The sequence below is a fragment of the Sporosarcina sp. BI001-red genome (assembly GCF_003384035.1).
Classification (GTDB): domain Bacteria; phylum Bacillota; class Bacilli; order Bacillales_A; family Planococcaceae; genus Sporosarcina.
Genome location: NZ_QQAK01000012.1, coordinates 1 through 19,106, shown reverse-complemented (window position 1 = coordinate 19,106; position 19,106 = coordinate 1). Strand labels below are relative to the sequence as shown.

Below are 19,106 nucleotides of genomic sequence, written 5' to 3'. Positions count from 1 at the left end.
TCTAATTTTCATGTATTCAACAGAGAATTTAGTTTTATTAGTTCCCTCTACTCTTTTATCTTAAAATGTAACCGTGCACTTATTAGTTATCCTCACTGCTGGAAAGAGAAACTGCAAAAGCAAGACCATCCATTAATCAGAGCCTTCTTACAAAAGAGGGTTTTCTTAGTGTATAGCGAAACTACTACGTATATGGAAGGAAGGAGATTTTAATTCATGAAACTACCTATTGCTAAACGTATCCCACATCCCCATAAATTGCATGGCGATGTGCGCGAAGACGACTATTATTGGCTGAATGACCGCAATAATCCTGAAGTCATTGAGTATGTAGAGGACGAGAACCGTTATTACAAAGAAATCATGGAGCCTCTCAAAGAACAAACCGAAGAGATTTATCAACGTATGGTGGACCGTGTACCTGAATCAGAAGTCGATGTTCCCGTACAACATGGACCTTACTTCTACTACTCCCGTTTGGATAAAACGAAACAATACCCAATCTACCAACGCAAAAAGGCTACTAGCCGTGAATTGCTTTCTGAAGCACCCGAAGAAGTAGTGCTCGACCTGAACGAACTAGCTAAGGAGAGTGACTATTTAAGTGTGACAGCACTTAAATGGACTAACGATCATCGTCTTCTTGCTTATTTGGAAAATCGAGATGGGACAGATCGCTATACCATATTTGTGAAAGACCTGGAAACAGGTGAACTTCTACCCGACCTGATTCAGGACGTCTTCATCTACGGTAGTGTGGAATGGAGCCGATGCGGTGAGCATATTTTCTACATTACCGTCGATGACAATGAGCGTCCTAGCCGTCTCATGCGCCATCGTTTAGGCAGTGACTCCAATCAGGATGAACTGCTCTATGAAGAAAAAGACGAGACGTTTACCCTCTATATGAACAAAGCTCAAAGCGGTAAATACATTTTTGTTCATTCAAATTCGAAAACGACGAGTGAGATCCGTCTGATTGATGCAGATTCTCCACTCTCACCTTTGCAACTAGTCGATGCGCGACAAGATGGGATTGAATACGACGTCGAACACTGGGGTGAGGACTTGCTAATTCTATCGAACGAAGAAGCACAAAACTTCCAGCTGCTCCGATGTCCTTTAAAAGATCTACATGCACGTGAAAATGTCGCAGACTATGAAGAGAATCGTTATCTTCAAGCACTGTATCCTTTCCAGGACAAACTACTTGTCGCCGGTCGTGAAAACGGACTGACTCAAATCTGGGAATTGAAAAACGGTCAGTTGGAACAGATTCAATGGGAAGAACCACTGTACTCCGTTTCAGTAAAATCCAACCAAAGTTACGATGCTTCTGAAGTGCTACTCAGCTTCGAATCCATGACTACACCTGAAACGACGTTTGGGCTAAATCTCGTTAATGGAGTAAAAAAGTGTCTCCAAGTGGCTCCTGTTAGTGGGGAATATGATTCTTCGAACTTCCGTCAAAAACAACTATGGGCAACTGCGGAAGATGGAGTCAAAGTTCCATTAAACCTACTATATAAAGAAGGAGCACTCGACAATGGTCCCGCTCCGGTCATCCTGTATGCGTATGGATCCTACGGTGCTAACAGTGACCCGCGTTTCAGTCCATATCGGATTCCTGCATTAGAAAGAGGAGTCGTATTGGCCACAGCACAAGTGCGAGGTGGCTCTGAAATGGGGAAACATTGGTATGAGGACGGAAAAATGCAAAACAAGCGCAACACATTCACTGATTTTATTGCAGCTGCAAAGTTTCTGATTGAAGAAGGTTACACAACTTCGGAAAAGTTAGCAGCACGCGGTGGGAGTGCGGGAGGATTGCTAGCTGGTGCTGTCGCGAATATGGCAGGTGATCTGTTTAAAGTCATTGTCCCTGAAGTGCCGTTCGTCGATGTTGTCACAACAATGCTTGACACAACCATTCCCCTCACTACACTGGAATGGGACGAATGGGGAGATCCGCGGGAATCGGAAGCGTATTTCTATATGAAATCCTACAGTCCGTATGACAATGTAGAAGCGAAAGACTATCCTCATCTGTATGTAACAACTGGTTTAAACGATCCACGCGTCGGCTATTGGGAACCCGCCAAATGGGTCGCACGCTTAAGAGAACTGAAAACAGACGATCATATTATTGTGATGAAAACGAATATGGGCGCCGGTCATTTCGGGGAGTCAGGACGTTTCAATCAGTTGAAGGAAGCAGCGGCGTTATATGCGTTTGTGTTGGATAAAATCGGAATAGATGCTGAGATAAAAGTTCAGGATGCCGTTCAATAAGTCTGTAATATATGGGAGGAGAAAGCATCTAGCTATTCTCCTCTCTTTTTATATTTGTAGTCATTAGGAAGTAGTAAGGTTTATTCGCCTTCCAACAGATTCAACGCTGCCTCAACCAATAGTTGCCCAAGATCGCCTTCTTTCCGTTTACGTACAGACACCCCTTGATTCTCCACTTCTTTATCCCCGACAATCCAAGCAAACGGTATTTTGGCTTTCGCAGCATCCCTTACTCTATATCCGAATTTTTCCGAACGGTCATCCACTTCCGCACGATAGCCTTTTTCATTAAGCTTACGTTTTACTTCAAAAGCGTAATCGAGATGAACATCCGCAATTGGTAAAATTCGAATCTGTTCAGGTGCCAACCATAATGGAAATGCGCCTTCGTAATGCTCAATTAAGATCGCAAGGAATCTTTCCATGGAACCAAATACAGCACGATGAATAATAATCGGATGATGCAAGGAATTATCCTCACCTACATACTGACAATTGAACTTTTGAGGCATTTGAAAATCCAATTGAACCGTGCCGCACTGCCAGCTTCTGCCGAGTGAGTCGAGTATATGGAAGTCGATTTTGGGTCCGTAAAATGCGCCGTCACCTTCGTTGAGTGTGTAAGGCATCCCCCGTTCCTTTAGTACATTTTCGAGTGATTGTTCCGCCTCATCCCACAGCTCCACCGAACCCATGAAATTTTCTGGTCTTGTTGACAGTTCAACCTCATAACGAAATCCAAACTTGGAATACATGTCGTGAATGAGATCCAAAACACGATCGATTTCGGGTTCAATTTGGTCTTCCCGAACAAATAGATGGGCATCGTCTTGTGTGAAAGCCCGCACTCTCAATAGTCCATTCAAAGATCCCGAAAGCTCATGACGATGAACCAATCCTAACTCGGCATATCTGATAGGCAACTCTCGATAACTACGCCGCTTATGATTGTATATCAACATAGCTCCTGGACAGTTCATCGGTTTAAGCGCATATTTCTGATTGTCGACTTCCGAAAAATACATATTGTCCTGGTAATGATCCCAGTGTCCTGAAGTCTCCCATAATTCTTGTTTCATCATGATCGGAGTCTTAATCTCTTCGTACCCCGCCTTACGGTGTTCCTTTCTCCAATAGTCTTCCAAAGCATTGCGCAGTATCATTCCGTTCGGCAAATAGAATGGCATTCCTGGAGCTTCCTCCGATGCCATGAATAATTCCAGTTCTTGACCGAGTTTACGATGATTTCTTATTTCTTCCTCTGATTGAATGGACATGTTTAAACGCCTCCTGAATTTTTGTATATAAAAAACCGCACTCCTCCCTGGAAAGGGACGAATGCGGTCGTGGTACCACCCTGATTTTGCAGATGCCAAAAAGCAGCTTCTGCACTTCATTGCGATAACGGTTTCCCGAACATAGTTTCATGTAACTACATGGTTCTCTATGTCAGCTTAAAGGCGGTAAATTATCTCTCGTGTCTTCAGGACTTTCAGCCGATGGTCCTGTTCTCTGGTAAGAACTCAAGAATAATTCGTATCCTTGTCATAGCTTTCAGTATTCAACTAAAAAAAACCGCACTCCTCCCCTGTAAAAGGGACGAATGCGGTCGTGGTGCCACCCAAGTTTCCGCATGCCAAAAAATGCAGGCATGCGCTTAAGTCGATAACGGTTTCCCGAACATGATTTCATGCACGAATGCAATTCCTCACGTTAGCCAGAAAGGTGGTAAATCACTTGATTCCGCTCAAGGCTTCCAGCCAATGACCTTGTTTTCTGGTAGCGAAAATGTGGAGTGATTCATGTCCTTCTCGTTGCAAATATATGGATAAGAACCTTTGTTTATGGATTATAGAGAGAGTTTTTGGATAAGTCAAGAAAGAATTTGAATTTTAATTTCAGAAGTGATCGTATTTGGAGTTACAAGTACGACGAAGCATAATGTAACCAATGTTTCGCCCCCTAATAGGGCATACGAATGCCTTTATCCATTATTTACGATTCCATAAACTTCTTTAACTGAATTTGTCGTTAATGTGTAAATCGTGTGCGTATCTTTCGTGCTCATTATTGTTCCAGAATCACTGGTAATCCACAGCAAATACGATTCTTCACCGATGCTAAATTTATAATCTGGATTTGTCATATTGACAATACCAGGCTCTTGCTTTGAATCATTTACGGCTTTTGAGAAAACTTCTCTATCCTCTACCCCATTTAAATCTAGAGAAATCACCTTAGTTGTAGCAAGGGTTTCAGATTTTATTTCAGTTGTTTTTTCAATTTGTGCATCCTCTGATTTATTAACCTGTCTTTGCGAGCAACCAGCTAATGTTAATCCAATTGCGACCATTAAAATAAATATTTTTTTCACAAATCCCACCCTTTTTACAACATTAGACTGTCATCTTCAATTTAAGTTACAACTTTCAGGAAATTTCTTGTTAATGGCCCAATTGCAGAAAGTATATATTTCCTGCTATAACTTCCGGTTGATCCATTCGTTTATTTTACAGGCAATTGTTTCTGGTGCATCCCGATATATATCGTGGCTTGTGTTCGGAATTGCATACACTTCAACTTGTGGAATTTTTCTAACTAAATATTCAATTGCTGTTCTACGGTCATCCTCTACTTCTATGGGAAGCGTGCTGCGCATTAACAGCACTGGGGACAGTACCTTCGGGAAAATAGTTGCTGTCTGTTGCTGATAAGTTCCTTTAATCACAGCTTTGGCTGTAAAAGGAGAGATAGCCAGTCGGATTTCACCGTCAATTTCAGTAACTTGCGCTAAACGTCCAGCTTCAATCTCCTTTGACCATCGTGGAGAATCCCCTTTCTCAGATTTAAGGAACTCCTCCCACGAAGCATATCGAACTTGTTCAGTGAATGTATCCACATTTTTAAGTTGTTGTGCCAGTGAATCACCGTCTGAGTCTTGTTGAAAATACCCCCCGTCTAATAAGATTAGTCCTTTGACCATTTCAGGGGAATGCCCAGCCACATAAAGTGCGAGGTGTGCACCCCATGAATGTCCGACAAGAAAAATTTCAGTTAACCCTAGTGCCTTAATCGATTTGCTCAATCTTTGTGCCAAATTTTCCGGACTATAGTCTTCCTCATTTGGCAACGGAGCTTTTCCTCCATGTCCTGGTAAATCAAAAGAAACAACATGGTAATCATTCAATATAAGTTGTGCCAATTCTCCGAAGCTCAGTCCTGCTGAGCCCATACCGTGTAAAAACACCAAAGTCGGTTTGTTTCTGTTGCCCCACTCATAGTAGCCGGATTCCATGAATTCATCCCCTTTATTAGGCCCGTAAAAAGCACTATAACTGTTCCTTTATTACACCCGTTAACCGAACAACCAGCTATAAAGAACAAATAGCACAGCTACTATCAACCTAATTTCTTTGTATAATATTATTCAGTTCGACGATTATGTATTTTATTTGTCCTTTGTTTCAAATCGTCAAAAGAGTATTCATCACTACTAAAATTCCCACTAGAAGACGTCACCTACATAAAATTAATCGAGTACTTATCTAAACACTTGATCCCTTACTATTGCATTTCCAAAAGCACACCTTAGGGGTAATAACAATACTACTATCCTCATTATGAGACTACTGGCTTTTTTCTGTTTCCTTATCCAAAAAAGTGATTAACTAATCTAATTTCCGTTCCATTCTCTTATTGCTTTGAATTTTCTTCTGTTGATTACTCAGTAATAAACTAAACATCAACGCAAGAAAACAAACGAATGAGATTCCTAACAACACTTGCATATTCATCCATCTCCTTTTAGTTACGAGCGAAAGAGCTATAGTTTTACAGAATTCTTCCTAGCAAACTAATCAAATTTCACGACAATATCTGTCCAAGAAATTAGCCCTTTTACTGAAAAGGGCAAAATCCTTGTTAAAGAATTGCACCCGTTTGTATAAGGTTTTCAAACTATAAATTGTGTAAACCATGCAATGTATTTTGCTCCAGGTATAAAGAATAATTGTGCTAACAACGTGCCCAATAACCTAGACGTAACCATCATCAATGAAATATTTTTGAGTGTTTGATAATTCCCCCGTTTATTCACTACATCGTCAGCCACTACAGAGACCTTGGGATCCACGAAAATAACTAACAGTATGGTTGCCATACCATTGATTAAACCTGACGCCATGATTGCTGTTGATGCATGCTCTGGAGTCAGTAGTGCTGCATATAAAGCAGATAACACGCCAATAGTATATATTGCCGTTATTATCATATTTATTAAGAATAACCTTACCGGTATATCTTTGATCTTGGTATCTTTCAGATATGAAAATTTAGGTAAACTGAAATGAGTAATACCCCGTTTTATATATTGCAAAGAAAATAGTCTTTTAAATAATGATGGAACAGAACCCTTTTCTTCCGACAAATGAATGATAGCTCTTGAAAATAGGGCTACAAAGGTTGGCAGTAAAAGCATTCCAAAAACGGTTCCAACTGTCGAAGCTCCTATAAGAAAACGAAATTGTGTTTCTACAAACTCTTGTGCATTATGACTTGGAGCATTATCTATTAGGCTTCCAGTAAAAGGTTGCTGCATCATATTTGCCAATCTTGAAAACATCACCATGATATTAAAAAGGGATAAGGCTGAAGCGATCATTCTTACTCGTGCGCCAGATAGTCTTACAGCATAGGCCAGTGTTTCAATAGAATGAATGATAAAAATAAATATTGCTATATATATTAATTTCTCAGTAACAAAATCCAACGCAACCACCTTCTTTTTTGATAATTTATTTATATCGTTGTACATTGCCCTTTTACTAAAAAGGAGCAGATCCTTATTTCAGGATTGTCTCCTTTTTCCATAAAGCAATTCAGTCTTTCTTCTCTTTTTTAAACTTAACAAAATACATAACTACAACCGCAATGATTGAAATTATTATGGAATATCGTGCGAGATTAAAGAAGAAGTCTGGATATGAGGTTCCCTCAATCGAACTCATTCCATTTAAATCCGTCGTGTATTTTTCTCTAGGTATAACTACAAATAGCAATAAGAAAGAAATAGTAAATGAATATATTCCTGTTTTCAATAAAAACTTTTCCATCGTAAATCACCTACTAACTTAATTAAGTATCAATCAATTCGACTCAATTTAATCTCAATTCATCTTCAACACATGCCTCAGATGACGAGCTATAAGCGCTCTATTAGTTAGGTCTATCTCGTTCTAATAGTTCAATTATTTTATCCAGTTTCTGCTCTGTTTTAGCATTGTTTGCAGCTCTATTATTTTGACTAATTAACATTCTTCTAAAAAACAATACTAGTGATACGAAAAATAATACTATCAATGAAATTGTAATTACTGAAAACATAATATCACCCATGTTCATACTATTCAAAGTCACTCACCTCTTCCAATTATGTTTATCAAAATCTAATTAAATAGCCTTATTCTTGCATAATAATACCGATACATTACGTATATCGTCCCTTCTATTTTAAAAAGTGTAGATAGCGACAAATAATATAAAAGCAGACCCAAGGATAGTAACCACTGCATTTGTTGTCCGTTTTACTTTTAGTTCCCTAACCCCCAAGCCCATTAGTAACACGCCTAAGAAGAAAAGCATATGTGGCATAAACTCGAAATTTTCAGTTATTAAAGCATAACACCCGAATGCAATAACAATAACTGATAACATAACTCCTACTATTTTAAGCATTTCACTTCCTCCAAATCCCTAAATAAGTTTTGTTTATCCATATAATTTTGAACTATTTTTAATATAATAGCCTAGATTGATGCATAGGTCTAATCCGTGTTTTGCCCCCGACTGCGTCAATGCATTATGGTGTATTCCAAAATAAATACATGACTCCGAAGAACAATAAATAAATGGTTGCGATTAATGGAAAAGCGTAGAGTGATACTCTTCCAAATTTATCATTTCTGCTGAACAAGGATAAAACGAATGAGAGTGCTAAAAGGATATATCCGAATGCCATTGTAATGAGAAAATTACCTGTAAAAATAAAAACACAAATAAAAACGAGACCTACAATCAAACTAATAAAGGAAAGCATTCCTAAACCACGTTTACTTTTCAAGAATGTGACCTCCTAAATTCGACATATGTAATACACCAAAGTGGTCCGTTTAATGCACAACTCTTCTTTAATAACTGGAATGATTTTCAAAACCTATAATTGCGATGGAGCTGCGGTGTGCAACTCCGACCATAAATAATTGAGTACTTCATGACACCAAAACATTGGTCAGACACATGGACTTAGCCAGACGTGTATCGTCCCCTACACCAGATCCCCATGAATTCATCAAGGTGCAAAACCATAGAAAATCAGCGTAAAGATAAAAAAGGAAACAAAGCTGATTGCAAGGAGGAACATCAGCCACAATAGATAGACAGCAATTCGTACTCTATTATTTTGAATTATTCGCTTCGCTACTTTAAACGTTACATAGGCGACGACAACAAACACCGGGATAATGAAGAAATATGAAAACAGGCCTACCCAGTCACCCAAGGCTCGAAATCCCTCATCAGGAACCGGTCCTCGATACAGATGATACTCCTCCGTAATTTTAGAGATTCCGGTTAAAAGCAGGGCGGATATCAAAGTAAAGTAAAGAATCAGTAAAACCCTGACAATCCGCTTTTCTTTCAAAAGTAGTAGGTACATGGAAATTAAAAAAAGAATTAAAATAATCACTTTAAACATAGATTGACCTCCTACTTTATAAATTCAATAAAACGATAATGAAATTCTGACAGCGTCATTCGCTCAACTGTCCCTTATGTAGATCGGAGGCAATTCCTGTGGAACGTATTATTTCATACAAACAACATAGAAAATGCTCACCATGAAATAATATTTAGCTACAATTGATAAAGGGTCCGTTAACACAATCAATATATTATTACTCCGTATAATAAATCGCCACAAGAAGGAACTAATCTGGAGTTTTTTTAATTTCAGACCTCATGATCCTCCTTCTTTTTATCACCAAAATATTTCCAAAGGTGGTATGTAGACCAGAACAAAACTGAACTTGCAAGTATTGTTATTGGTGCAACAAAAGGTCTTTCAAGAATATAGTCAGGGGTGAAAAATGCAAACAATATTAAAAAAATACTAGCTGGTATTAATAGGATCCAATAACGTTTGTCTTTAAATGTGCTAAAACTCCACATACAAATCTCTCCCCGGTCACGCATGTTTATGTGATGATTCCACGCGTTAATTGAATACCATGATTAATTACTTTCACTTGTATTATACCAGAATTGTCCATTTATAAGTATTAAAGAATCTTTGTATCATATGTACCCTCTCCACCTAAATAGCCCCCATCTTACAAAACAGTTGGGGGCTTTACAATTGTGATGATCTCCAATATTTATTCCATAGGCACCCAAAATCAGATAGTTTCCAGGAAATTCAAAAAAGAACAATGTCCCTTTCATAAAAGAGGCATGTGTTTCCTCTCATTCATATAAAATCTTCATATTCTGCATCGGTTTTGCTGAAACGGTTCCATGCTTCACAAAATAATCCGCTATCAGTTCCGTCATATCCACCTGAATGTCTTTTACAACAGGACAATCCCTGAAGTACTCAAAATTCCCCGCGCCGGTAGACCTATAATTATTCATGACAACTTCATATGTATCATCAAGTTGCAACGGCTTTCCATTATAAAGTACTTCAACAACACGCCTCCCTACCTCATTCCGCAGATCAATCGTATAATCGATACCACTCCAGAGATCGTAATTGAAAGGTTGTTCTTTCGGTATTAGAAAATCATCCGATACTATAGGAACGCCCTTATCCAATGTAAAATAGGACGCCGATTGCTCAAGTGCTTGTATAATATATGTCCCCTTTACTTGTAGCACCTTTAACGTATTCGGGAAGATATAATTCGTTACGATATCCCGCATTGTTACATTCGGATTAAACCCGAGACATACATCATTAAAGATTGCCATACATGAAATAGACGTGCCTGCTACTTCATTTTGAACACGGTTAATAAATTCGACATATGGATGCCCTTCTAATCTTGCAATAAAAGGACTACTAATGAGTAGATCCCCTTCTATTTTTCCGATGTTTTTGTCTAACCACTTCTCCGTTTCCTCGTGAATCGGCACTATCAACTCTTTTATAGCTCCGTTTAACGGGACATCATCCATATAGACAAGGGATGGCTCCGCTTTTTCCAACTTTCCACTATCATTTATGGTTAACTCAATTTTGCCCAGACAAACACCTTTCGTTCCTGGCTGTACGACAGCTTTACCAAATAGATGCTGGGCAATTTCACGATGTTGATGACCTGTAATGACAACATCCACACCATCAATTTCTTTACAAATTTGATAACCAACGTTCTCACGTGTAGATTCGAGGACTTCCCCCGTTTCCAGGTCACACTCGAATCCACCATGATAAGCAATGATCATAACGTCTACCTGATGATTATCATGTAGCCATTCGACTTCTCTTTTCGCGGCTTCAAAGGCATCCTCGAAAATTAGTCCTTCTATGTTAGGCTCCGCTTCCCAAATCGGGACGAATTGTGTTGTGACACCAACAATAGCAATGTTGACACCATCGATTTCTTTCAAAATATAAGGCTTTGTAAAGTACGCTCCATCTTTACGTTTGATGTTTGCTGCAAGCCATGGATAATCAGATTCTTCCACCACTTTATTTAATACAGGCAATCCGAAGTTGAATTCATGGTTGCCGAATACCGCAAGATCGTAGTGAAGTGCATTCGCTAAACCAATCACTGAATTATCTTTTCCATCCGTAAAGCTTTGCTCATAATATGTTAGCGGGCTTCCTTGGATAAAATCTCCATTTTCAATTAATAATACCGAATTATTGTCTCGTTCTTCTCCAATGACGGTTGCCAGTTTTCCTAACCCTAGCGGCAACTCCGACTCACCTGAAAAGTCCGTCGGCATGATATATCCATGTACATCGCTCGTCACTAAAACAGAAATTCTTTTCATTGAGCACCTCAATATTCATAGTTTTAAAATTCATAGTTTACTCAAATATATAAATTTACACAATCTTTACTTTCCGATTTTATCAAAGTATCTTATAATGGTCTAGTATTCCAAATTTAGGAGGTAGATTATGAAGAAGATAGTTATGTTGATGCTCGTACTCGTAATGGGCATTGCTCTAGCTGCATGCGGATCTGATGACAAGAAATCTGGTAGTGGTAGTGGTAGTGATGATGATGATAAGAAAATCGACAAACTTTCTATTGCTTTCGTTCCATCTCGTGATCCGGAAGAAATTATTACTGCAACTGAGCCACTTAAAGAACTTTTGAAATCACAGCTACACGATCAAGGCTATGATGTAAACGAAGTCGAGATTACAGTGGGGACAAACTATGAAGCTGTCGGTGAAGCATTATCCGCAGGTACAACTGACATCGGTTTAATTCCTGGTGGTACATATGTACTCTATGATGATGGTGCTGAAGTCATTTTGACAGCAACTCGTGCCGGTTTAAGCCTTGATTCCGATGATCCAGCCGAGTGGAATAAAAACAAACCAACAGAAAAGTCGGATACACAAGCGAACTCTTACCGCGCACTTCTCATTGCTGGCCCATCCGAAAAAGGTAGAGCACTTGCTGATAAAGTGAATAACGGAGAGAAATTAGCTTTCGAAGATTTAGACAATGTTAGTTGGAACGTGATGTCATCATCTTCTCCAGCAGGTTATATTTATCCGGCTCTATGGTTAGATGAGCATTTCGGAAAAACGATTACCGATTTGTCTAAAGTTGTTCAGGCTGATTCATATGGAAGTGCATTTGCCCGTCTAGCTGCAGATCAAACAGACGTACTCGTAACGTATGCTGATGCACGGATCGATTTTGAAGAAAATTGGACATCTGAGTTCGATCGGAAAAATAGTATTTGGGATGAAACCGATGTAATCGGCGTAATGCCTGCGATTTACAACGATACTGTTAGTGTAAGCAAAAACTCAGACATCATGAATGATGACTTGAAAACTGCACTCCAAAAAGCATTTATCAATATCGGGAATTCTGAAGAAGGCAAAGAAGTCATTGCCATCTATAGCCATGACGGCTATCAAAATGCAAAAGACTCGGACTATGACAATGAACGAAAAGCACAAGAGCTAGTCCAAGAACTTAGTTCAAACTAAATAAAAAACAAAAATAAGGGACACCTTGGTGTTCCTTTTTTTAGCAAAGGTTGTAGATTCCACATGATAAAATTCCAAAACGTAGAAAAGAAATACGACAATGGCTTTATAGCATTAAATAATATAAATCTAACGATTGAACAAGGCGAATTTGTAGCAGTTATCGGGTTATCGGGAGCAGGAAAATCCACTCTATTGCGCTGTGTGAACCGAATGCATGATATTTCGAGCGGTTCCCTATTCGTTAACAATGTTGATGTATCAAAACTGAAGGGCAAACAAATTCGTAAATTGCGCAGAGGAATCGGCATGATTTTCCAATCCTTTAACCTCGTTAATCGTATATCCTCATTTAAAAATGTCCTTGTTTCATTTGTACCTGATATGCCGCTATGGCGGAAGATTCTTGGTGTATATACAAAGCAGCAAAAGATTGGTGCATTGGAAGCACTTGATAGGGTAAATATTTTGGATAAAGCTTTCATCCGTGTCGATCAGCTTTCCGGTGGACAGCAGCAACGTGTTGCGTTAGCCCGTACACTTGCTCAAAATCCAAGTATCATCTTAGCAGATGAGCCCGTTGCTTCCCTCGATCCGATAACAGCAAAACAAGTCATGACAGACTTTCAACGGATCAACAAGGAACTGAATATGACTATTGTCATTAATATCCACCATGTCGATTTGGCGTTAGAGTATGCGACTCGAGTCGTCGGCATCCGAAGTGGTGAAATTGTCTACGATGGTCCGGCAACTGAAGTAACCAACGAAATTTTGGATCACATCTATAATGGGAAGCTTGAAGAGGAGCTGAAGGGCAATTGAACATCTTAAAAGCTAAGTCCATTACATTGCCAAATGGAAAAACAGTTCCGGTAAAGCGCTCAAAGACTCCATTGATCATTGTAGTCCTTCTCATTTGCTGCTATTATTCTGTCCAGATTACAGGGTTTAACTTGCAGGTGTTAACCAAGCGCATAGGGCAGTTTTGGGTCATTCTAGTTGACATGGTCCCGCCCAACTGGGATTACATAAGCAAACTTTGGAAACCACTATTCGACACCATTAAAATGTCACTGCTAGGCTCAATACTAGGTGCTGTGTTTGCATTGCCACTCGCCTATTTTGCATCTTCCAACATGAGTAAAAATAAGACTGTAGTCGTTGCAACCAAATTTATATTGAGTTTATTACGCACACTCCCTACTTTGGTAGCTGCGTTGATTGCAACATTTATATTTGGTATTGGAACAACTGCAGGTACTATCGCAATTTTCATCTTTACTATTGCTTATATCGGAAAGCTGTTATATGAGCAGATAGAGAATGCGGATTTAAAGGCATTTGAAGCGATGCAGTCTATGGGTCACTCCACCGTTTCAGCATTCCGATATGCAATTATTCCTCAGATACTGCCGAACTATCTATCAAACGCTATCTTTTGTTTCGAGGGAAATGTGAGGTATGCTGCCATTCTAGGATATGTTGGCGCTGGCGGTATCGGTTTAATGCTCAATGAAAGCCTTGGATGGCGTAATTACGCTAATGTCGGAATGATTTTGCTGTTGCTCGCTGCCACAGTATTTATAATCGAAACGATTAGTGAATATATAAGAAAGAAATTATTATAAAGGTGGTCACAATGGATATTATTGAAAAGCATTTATTGAAAGAGCCTAAACGCACTGTGCAAAATGTGATCACCGCTGTTATTGTAATCGTCTTTCTCGTGTGGTCTTTGACTGCCATCGATTTATCCAACTTTACAAGTAACGGTTTGGCAATCGCACAAAATATTTTGCATGGGATTGTAACACCGAACACAGAATTACTTTTCACCTTTAACAAAACCGGTGTTCCCTATCTCCTGTTAGAAACAATGGCAATCGCCTTCTTAGGAACAATTATCGGAACGATCCTGGCTATCCCACTCGCTTTCTTGTCAGCATCTAATATCGTCCCGAAACCGGTTGCTTTTATCATTCGTCTATTTTTAATTTTCGTCCGAACCATCCCTGCAATTGTATACGGGTTAATGTTTATTCGTGTAACAGGACCTGGGCCGTTTGCGGGTGTTATGACGATGGCATTGGTCTCCATTGGTATGCTTTCCAAACTTTTCGTGGATATCATTGAAGATTTGGAAGTAAACATACTCGAATCCCTAGAATCCATCGGATGTACACCTTTCGAAAAGATCCGTTACGGTATCATCCCGCAATTATTCGCCATGTTTATATCAGTCGCTATTTATAGATTTGATATGAATTTACGAGATGCAGCCATCCTCGGATTAGTAGGCGCAGGCGGTATCGGAGCCCCACTAATATTTGCGATGAATGCTTACAAATGGTCCGAAGTAGGTTCAATACTAATCGGCTTGATGGTCTTAATATTATTCGTGGAGTTTTTATCCAATAAAATCCGCAATACAATTGTTCGTGGCTAATTTATTTTAACCTGTAAATTAAGCAAAAAAAGGGAGAACGATGTCTCAAAAGACTCGTTCTCCTTTTTGTTTTTTTGATTTGTGTGAGGTCGAGGTACCTATCACTAATAATAGGCGTAGGTATAAATTGAAAGGTACCTGTGTGTGAAACAGACATGTATTTTAAACAAACACGAAAGTTTCTTACATAGGAACCTTTTTCTTTTCTTTTCTTTTCTCTAATTCTCTAAATAGAAAATTATTAAAAAATAGTCGGTACCATTCCCCCGTCCATACGGATTGGGGACCCTTTAAATGCGGACGCATAAGGACTACATACAAATGTAGCGAGTCTACCTATTTCAATTGGCTTAATAAATCGCTGTATTTCAGATTGGGGTAGATTTTTAGTCATAAAGTCTTTCTCTTTTTCCGAAAAAGTCATATCTTCATTGGTGTAAATCCCCTCTATTATTTGCTGTACATTTTCAGACAACGTTGGTCCTGGCATGATTGTATTGACAGTAACTTCTTTTCCTACTGTTAATTTAGATAAGCTTTTTGACAAGGATAATAGCATGGACTTTGTCATACAATACTGAGGCATTTGTCCCGATGGCATAATTGCTTCTTCACTCGCGATAAAGATGATGCGGCCATAATCACTATTCATCATTTTAGGTAAATAAAATTTAGATAATCCATTTGCAGCGAGAACATTAGTACGAAAGTATTTAATCCATACTTCATCGTCAACGTCCTCATATTGCATAATTCCATAAATACCCATATTGTTAACTAAAATATCAATATCGGGGTACTTTTCGAATAAATTCTCTCTTTGTTGAACATCCACAATATCAGCTGTAGCATTTTGAGGAGACGTAGCAGGAAAATCGAATTTAATTTCATTTACAATTTGTTCTACCTCTTCATAATTCCGTCCATTAATTAGAACATTAACACCTTCTTTAGCAAGTTCAATAGCAATTGCTTTACCTATACCTTTCGTCGACCCTGTAACTAATGCTGTTTTATTGTTTAATCCCATATCCATTCTATATTTCCCCTTTTTATCCATTTTCGAACACTCACTTATAAGATGAAATTAATTGATTGAGCTAGTACCTAATTGTTCCATACGCCAGTTTGAAGGAGTATCACCTTCCCAAAGGTGGAAAGCGCGATAGAACGAGTTTTGGTCTTCGTATCCAATCAGAAATGCCACTTCTTTAATATCAAGCGAGGAATCTCTCAAGTACTCTCGTGCCTGATCATGTCGTGTTTGAGTCAACAGACTCTTGAAACTTGTCCCTTCTTCTGAAAGACGGCGCTGCAAAGTACGATTGCCCATGCCGATTTCTCTAGCAATAGTCTGAATGTCTGGGCGACCTCCTGCTAGGCTTTGTTTTATGATCCACTTGACCATCTCTGTAATTGAGCGGTTATGTTGTTGCTCACCTATCGATTGATCCAGTACGGGAGTCAGAATCTCCAATAACTCTGCATTATACGAAACAAAAAACCGATCCAAATCTCTTCTATATAGCGTCAAGCGATTGCGATCCGAACCTATCTGAACAGGGCATCCAAAGTAATTTTCAAGTGTCTGCACATCGCCCACTGGGTGTGATAATTCGACGGAATACGCCTTTAACGATTGATCTGTGCCACGACGCCCTAGCTCCAAGAGAAACGCCATCGTAATACCCACTAGTATCGGCGGACCTGGTTGTTGGGTATGCGACCATTCCAGTTCGATTTCACAGTGCTCGCCTTCCTCAATAATTCGTAATTTTTCAGGAGGACACAGTTGTTTGTACCGGGCCATTCTGTTTAAAGCATCGCGGTAGTCCCGAGCGTGGTAGGCCGTTAATACTGACGGTGGATAATGTGTTGTTTCAAAGGCGGTCGCCAGCTTAACGATTCCTTTGGAAGTGTCATCCATGAGATCCGAATACGCCTGCCATATTGCGAAGTACTGTGCAGTAGTAACAACTGATTCAGTAATAATTGTGAGCGGTAGTCCTGCTTTTCGAACCACGTCCCGAGCTGAAATTCCTAATTGACGTAGCCCATCCCAAAATCCTAACGGCATTTTAATACGACTATTAATCGTCATACCTACCGCCTCCTTTAGCTATCTATACAAGCATTTATTAAGAGTGTGTCTTGCCGGGATAGTTATAATAGTAACTCCCCATTGTCATTCTGTAACTAGCAGAGGACGACACTCACATTGCTAATCACGCCAAATATGTGATTAGTAACAGGTACCCTTGCTGCGATAAATAGAGTACACTAATACAAAAACCCTCTTCACTCTCTTACGATTTTCAGGTTATTGATAAAAACCTGAATTAACCGACACTTACAATTAGGGTGGTAAAACTTCAAAGTTAGGAAGTTATGCCACCTTAATTACGTTGAAAAATACCAATAAAAGAAACGGTCCTACTTCTTCAACTGGCCCCCCTATTAAGGAACAATAGAAGTTAGACAGTATTCATTTTGAATTTACAGTACTCTTTTGCTTCTTTTTACTAAAGCAATTGTGAAAGTAACTACACCGATTAACAAGCATACTGATGAAGTGATAATGGCAACCAGCAATAAATACACCTCCATCAATAAAATAGAATGGCCAATTCTGGGACAACTTTCATTCAGTTAAAGCCTCTGTTACTCGGTACTTTTATAAGAACCTTAACTTTTAATTTGCATTAAACTCGTCCATAAAAAATCCTCACCGAATAAATCATCTGATTGTGCAGGCTTTTTCATCTTTCTAAAATTCAAAATCAAATAAGGACACGCAATGAAAATCAAGATTTACTCCTTCTTCATCCGCCCTTTCTTTTGCCCATTCAATCGCTTTATCGGAAAGATCTAATGCACTCACATTACTCCCTTGCTTAGCCATATAAATAGAATTTCTCCCAGGTCCAGCCCCTAGTTCCAGAACCCGTTTAAGCGAAAGCCCCTTACTAAAATATTCAACTAAATTCTCATCAGGTCCTTTTACTTTGAAGAAAGGAATATTTTTTGTTCTGTCTGCATAAAAGTCCTCCCAAAATTGTTTAGGTTCTCGAAGTTCATCATCTAACATTTCCAATAAGTCTTCGTAATTTAAAATACTTCCCCCCACAAATACCCCTCCAATTCAGCTTATCTTTCCATTTTTTATCTTGCACTATTATTGTGCTTCTCTTATGCATGAATAGCCCTCTTTAGTTGAAAACGCTTTTTTTAACTAAAAAGCTTTTCTCACAGACCACCCCATATACTCGCCTTCATACTTCTTTGAATATAAAGACATAAGCTCAGTTTGATAATCAATAACTGCCAAAGCTTCTGTTTTTGTCACTTTTAAATTTGTACACTCGCAATTTTTAATATCCACAAAAACATTAAATCCTGTTTCAGATATTTCATTTATACACTCTTCTGTCCTGTCATTCGGTATGACAAGAGAATGAGTGATGTGACATGTATTGTCCTGAAATAAATCAATTTTAGTTTCTTCTACTTTTATCTCGTTGGCTCTAACCCTCTCTTCTTTCTCCTCTGGATTTTCAAAATAATTATATAAACCTTCTTCAAAAGCATTGTCTATTTCAATACGGTTATAGTCTAAAATCCACTTTCTAAAATTATGGTATACGGGTGCAAGAGTACCTTTATTTAAGCCGAAAACGTCACATCCACGATCGTCATACATATGAAATACTACGTCATTTTCTGTGCTAATAAAGTATACAGATTCGCCAATAGAAGGATCTCTTCCTTGCTCATAATTCCCTATGCCTTTCAGTATTTCTCTGTAGCTAATCGACTTTAATCCCGAGTAGACAAATTTCACTTTGAATTCATTTTTCATTTCCATTGTTTTACCTGTTAATTCGTCATAATCCTCATCTATATCGTACAAAATTTCCTCTTCAATATTTTGTTTACTTAATAAATCACCAAGATACTCTGGCGTGTTATTTCCAAACATATTATCTTCAGTCCGGTGTTTGTCAAGATAGTTGTCGCATATGTATATTCTCGTAGATTACTTATTTAATCGTAATTTCTTTTAGTTTTTCTTGTTCGTTCTGTTTCATTGGATTTAAAGCGACTGATTCATGAGGTGAC

Annotated in this window: 19 protein-coding genes; 5 read left to right on the top strand and 14 right to left on the bottom strand. The window is 38.7% G+C overall.

Features of this window, described 5'->3' with window-relative positions:
* Nucleotides 1–216: 216 nt before the first annotated feature.
* Entirely contained in the window at nucleotides 217–2,292 is a 2,076-nt protein-coding gene (locus tag DVB69_RS09490) for a S9 family peptidase (RefSeq protein ID WP_116018877.1), read from the top strand.
* Nucleotides 2,293–2,372: 80 nt separating this feature from the next.
* Here DVB69_RS09490 and thrS read toward each other — a convergent pair whose 3' ends face one another.
* From thrS to DVB69_RS09435, 10 genes are all read right to left on the bottom strand, one after another.
* Nucleotides 2,373–3,569 (bottom strand): threonine--tRNA ligase, encoded by a 1,197-nt coding sequence (gene thrS, locus DVB69_RS09485; protein ID WP_116018876.1) that lies wholly within the window; start codon nucleotides 3,567–3,569, stop codon nucleotides 2,373–2,375.
* A 707-nt stretch (nucleotides 3,570–4,276) separates the two neighbouring features.
* Entirely contained in the window at nucleotides 4,277–4,666 is a 390-nt protein-coding gene (locus tag DVB69_RS09480; protein WP_116018875.1) for a YhfM domain-containing protein, read from the bottom strand.
* A gap of 105 nt (nucleotides 4,667–4,771) precedes the next feature.
* A complete protein-coding gene (locus DVB69_RS09475) occupies nucleotides 4,772–5,587 on the bottom strand; it encodes an alpha/beta fold hydrolase (protein WP_116018874.1) in 816 nt (271 codons plus the stop codon).
* 657 nt (nucleotides 5,588–6,244) lie between these two features.
* Nucleotides 6,245–7,060 (bottom strand): lipid II flippase Amj family protein, encoded by an 816-nt coding sequence (locus tag DVB69_RS09470; RefSeq protein WP_116018873.1) that lies wholly within the window; start codon nucleotides 7,058–7,060, stop codon nucleotides 6,245–6,247.
* Between the two features lie 109 nt (nucleotides 7,061–7,169).
* Nucleotides 7,170–7,403: a hypothetical protein gene (locus tag DVB69_RS09465; protein ID WP_116018872.1), complete on the bottom strand. Its 234-nt coding sequence runs from the start codon at nucleotides 7,401–7,403 to the stop codon at nucleotides 7,170–7,172.
* A gap of 103 nt (nucleotides 7,404–7,506) precedes the next feature.
* Nucleotides 7,507–7,686 (bottom strand): DUF4083 domain-containing protein, encoded by a 180-nt coding sequence (locus tag DVB69_RS17940; RefSeq protein WP_370452969.1) that lies wholly within the window; start codon nucleotides 7,684–7,686, stop codon nucleotides 7,507–7,509.
* Nucleotides 7,687–7,800: 114 nt separating this feature from the next.
* Complete coding sequence (locus DVB69_RS09455; protein ID WP_116018870.1) at nucleotides 7,801–8,025, bottom strand: DUF3953 domain-containing protein; 225 nt, start codon at nucleotides 8,023–8,025, stop codon at nucleotides 7,801–7,803.
* A gap of 124 nt (nucleotides 8,026–8,149) precedes the next feature.
* Complete coding sequence (locus DVB69_RS09450) at nucleotides 8,150–8,410, bottom strand: hypothetical protein (RefSeq protein ID WP_116018869.1); 261 nt, start codon at nucleotides 8,408–8,410, stop codon at nucleotides 8,150–8,152.
* Between the two features lie 228 nt (nucleotides 8,411–8,638).
* Nucleotides 8,639–9,043, bottom strand: coding sequence for a hypothetical protein (locus DVB69_RS09445; protein WP_116018868.1), 405 nt, complete (start codon nucleotides 9,041–9,043; stop codon nucleotides 8,639–8,641).
* 767 nt (nucleotides 9,044–9,810) lie between these two features.
* Entirely contained in the window at nucleotides 9,811–11,352 is a 1,542-nt protein-coding gene (locus DVB69_RS09435) for a bifunctional metallophosphatase/5'-nucleotidase (RefSeq protein ID WP_116018866.1), read from the bottom strand.
* Nucleotides 11,353–11,482: 130 nt separating this feature from the next.
* On the opposite strand from DVB69_RS09435, the gene DVB69_RS09430 reads away from it, so the two are divergent.
* The 4 genes from DVB69_RS09430 to phnE (DVB69_RS09415) all read left to right on the top strand — a co-directional run bounded on the left by DVB69_RS09430 (nucleotide 11,483) and on the right by phnE (DVB69_RS09415) (nucleotide 14,987).
* Entirely contained in the window at nucleotides 11,483–12,538 is a 1,056-nt protein-coding gene (locus tag DVB69_RS09430; RefSeq protein WP_116018865.1) for a phosphate/phosphite/phosphonate ABC transporter substrate-binding protein, read from the top strand.
* 63 nt (nucleotides 12,539–12,601) lie between these two features.
* A complete protein-coding gene (phnC, locus tag DVB69_RS09425) occupies nucleotides 12,602–13,363 on the top strand; it encodes a phosphonate ABC transporter ATP-binding protein (protein WP_116018864.1) in 762 nt (253 codons plus the stop codon).
* Between the two features lie 2 nt (nucleotides 13,364–13,365).
* Nucleotides 13,366–14,169, top strand: coding sequence for a phosphonate ABC transporter, permease protein PhnE (gene phnE, locus DVB69_RS09420; RefSeq protein ID WP_116019254.1), 804 nt, complete (start codon nucleotides 13,366–13,368; stop codon nucleotides 14,167–14,169).
* An 11-nt stretch (nucleotides 14,170–14,180) separates the two neighbouring features.
* On the top strand, nucleotides 14,181–14,987 hold the full coding sequence (gene phnE / locus DVB69_RS09415) for a phosphonate ABC transporter, permease protein PhnE (RefSeq protein WP_116018863.1): 807 nt from the start codon (nucleotides 14,181–14,183) through the stop codon (nucleotides 14,985–14,987).
* A 241-nt stretch (nucleotides 14,988–15,228) separates the two neighbouring features.
* On the opposite strand, the gene DVB69_RS09410 is transcribed toward phnE (DVB69_RS09415), so the two are convergent.
* From DVB69_RS09410 to DVB69_RS09395, 4 genes are all read right to left on the bottom strand, one after another.
* Nucleotides 15,229–16,023, bottom strand: coding sequence for an SDR family NAD(P)-dependent oxidoreductase (locus DVB69_RS09410; RefSeq protein ID WP_116018862.1), 795 nt, complete (start codon nucleotides 16,021–16,023; stop codon nucleotides 15,229–15,231).
* Between the two features lie 51 nt (nucleotides 16,024–16,074).
* The gene (locus DVB69_RS09405) at nucleotides 16,075–17,088 is read right to left on the bottom strand and encodes an AraC family transcriptional regulator (RefSeq protein ID WP_116018861.1); all 1,014 of its coding nucleotides are present in this window, start codon (nucleotides 17,086–17,088) and stop codon (nucleotides 16,075–16,077) included.
* A gap of 666 nt (nucleotides 17,089–17,754) precedes the next feature.
* Nucleotides 17,755–18,114, bottom strand: a complete 360-nt coding sequence (locus DVB69_RS09400) for a class I SAM-dependent methyltransferase (RefSeq protein ID WP_199562840.1) — start codon at nucleotides 18,112–18,114, stop codon at nucleotides 17,755–17,757.
* A gap of 105 nt (nucleotides 18,115–18,219) precedes the next feature.
* The gene (locus DVB69_RS09395) at nucleotides 18,220–19,008 is read right to left on the bottom strand and encodes a DUF3885 domain-containing protein (RefSeq protein WP_483315847.1); all 789 of its coding nucleotides are present in this window, start codon (nucleotides 19,006–19,008) and stop codon (nucleotides 18,220–18,222) included.
* Nucleotides 19,009–19,106 lie beyond the last annotated feature (98 nt).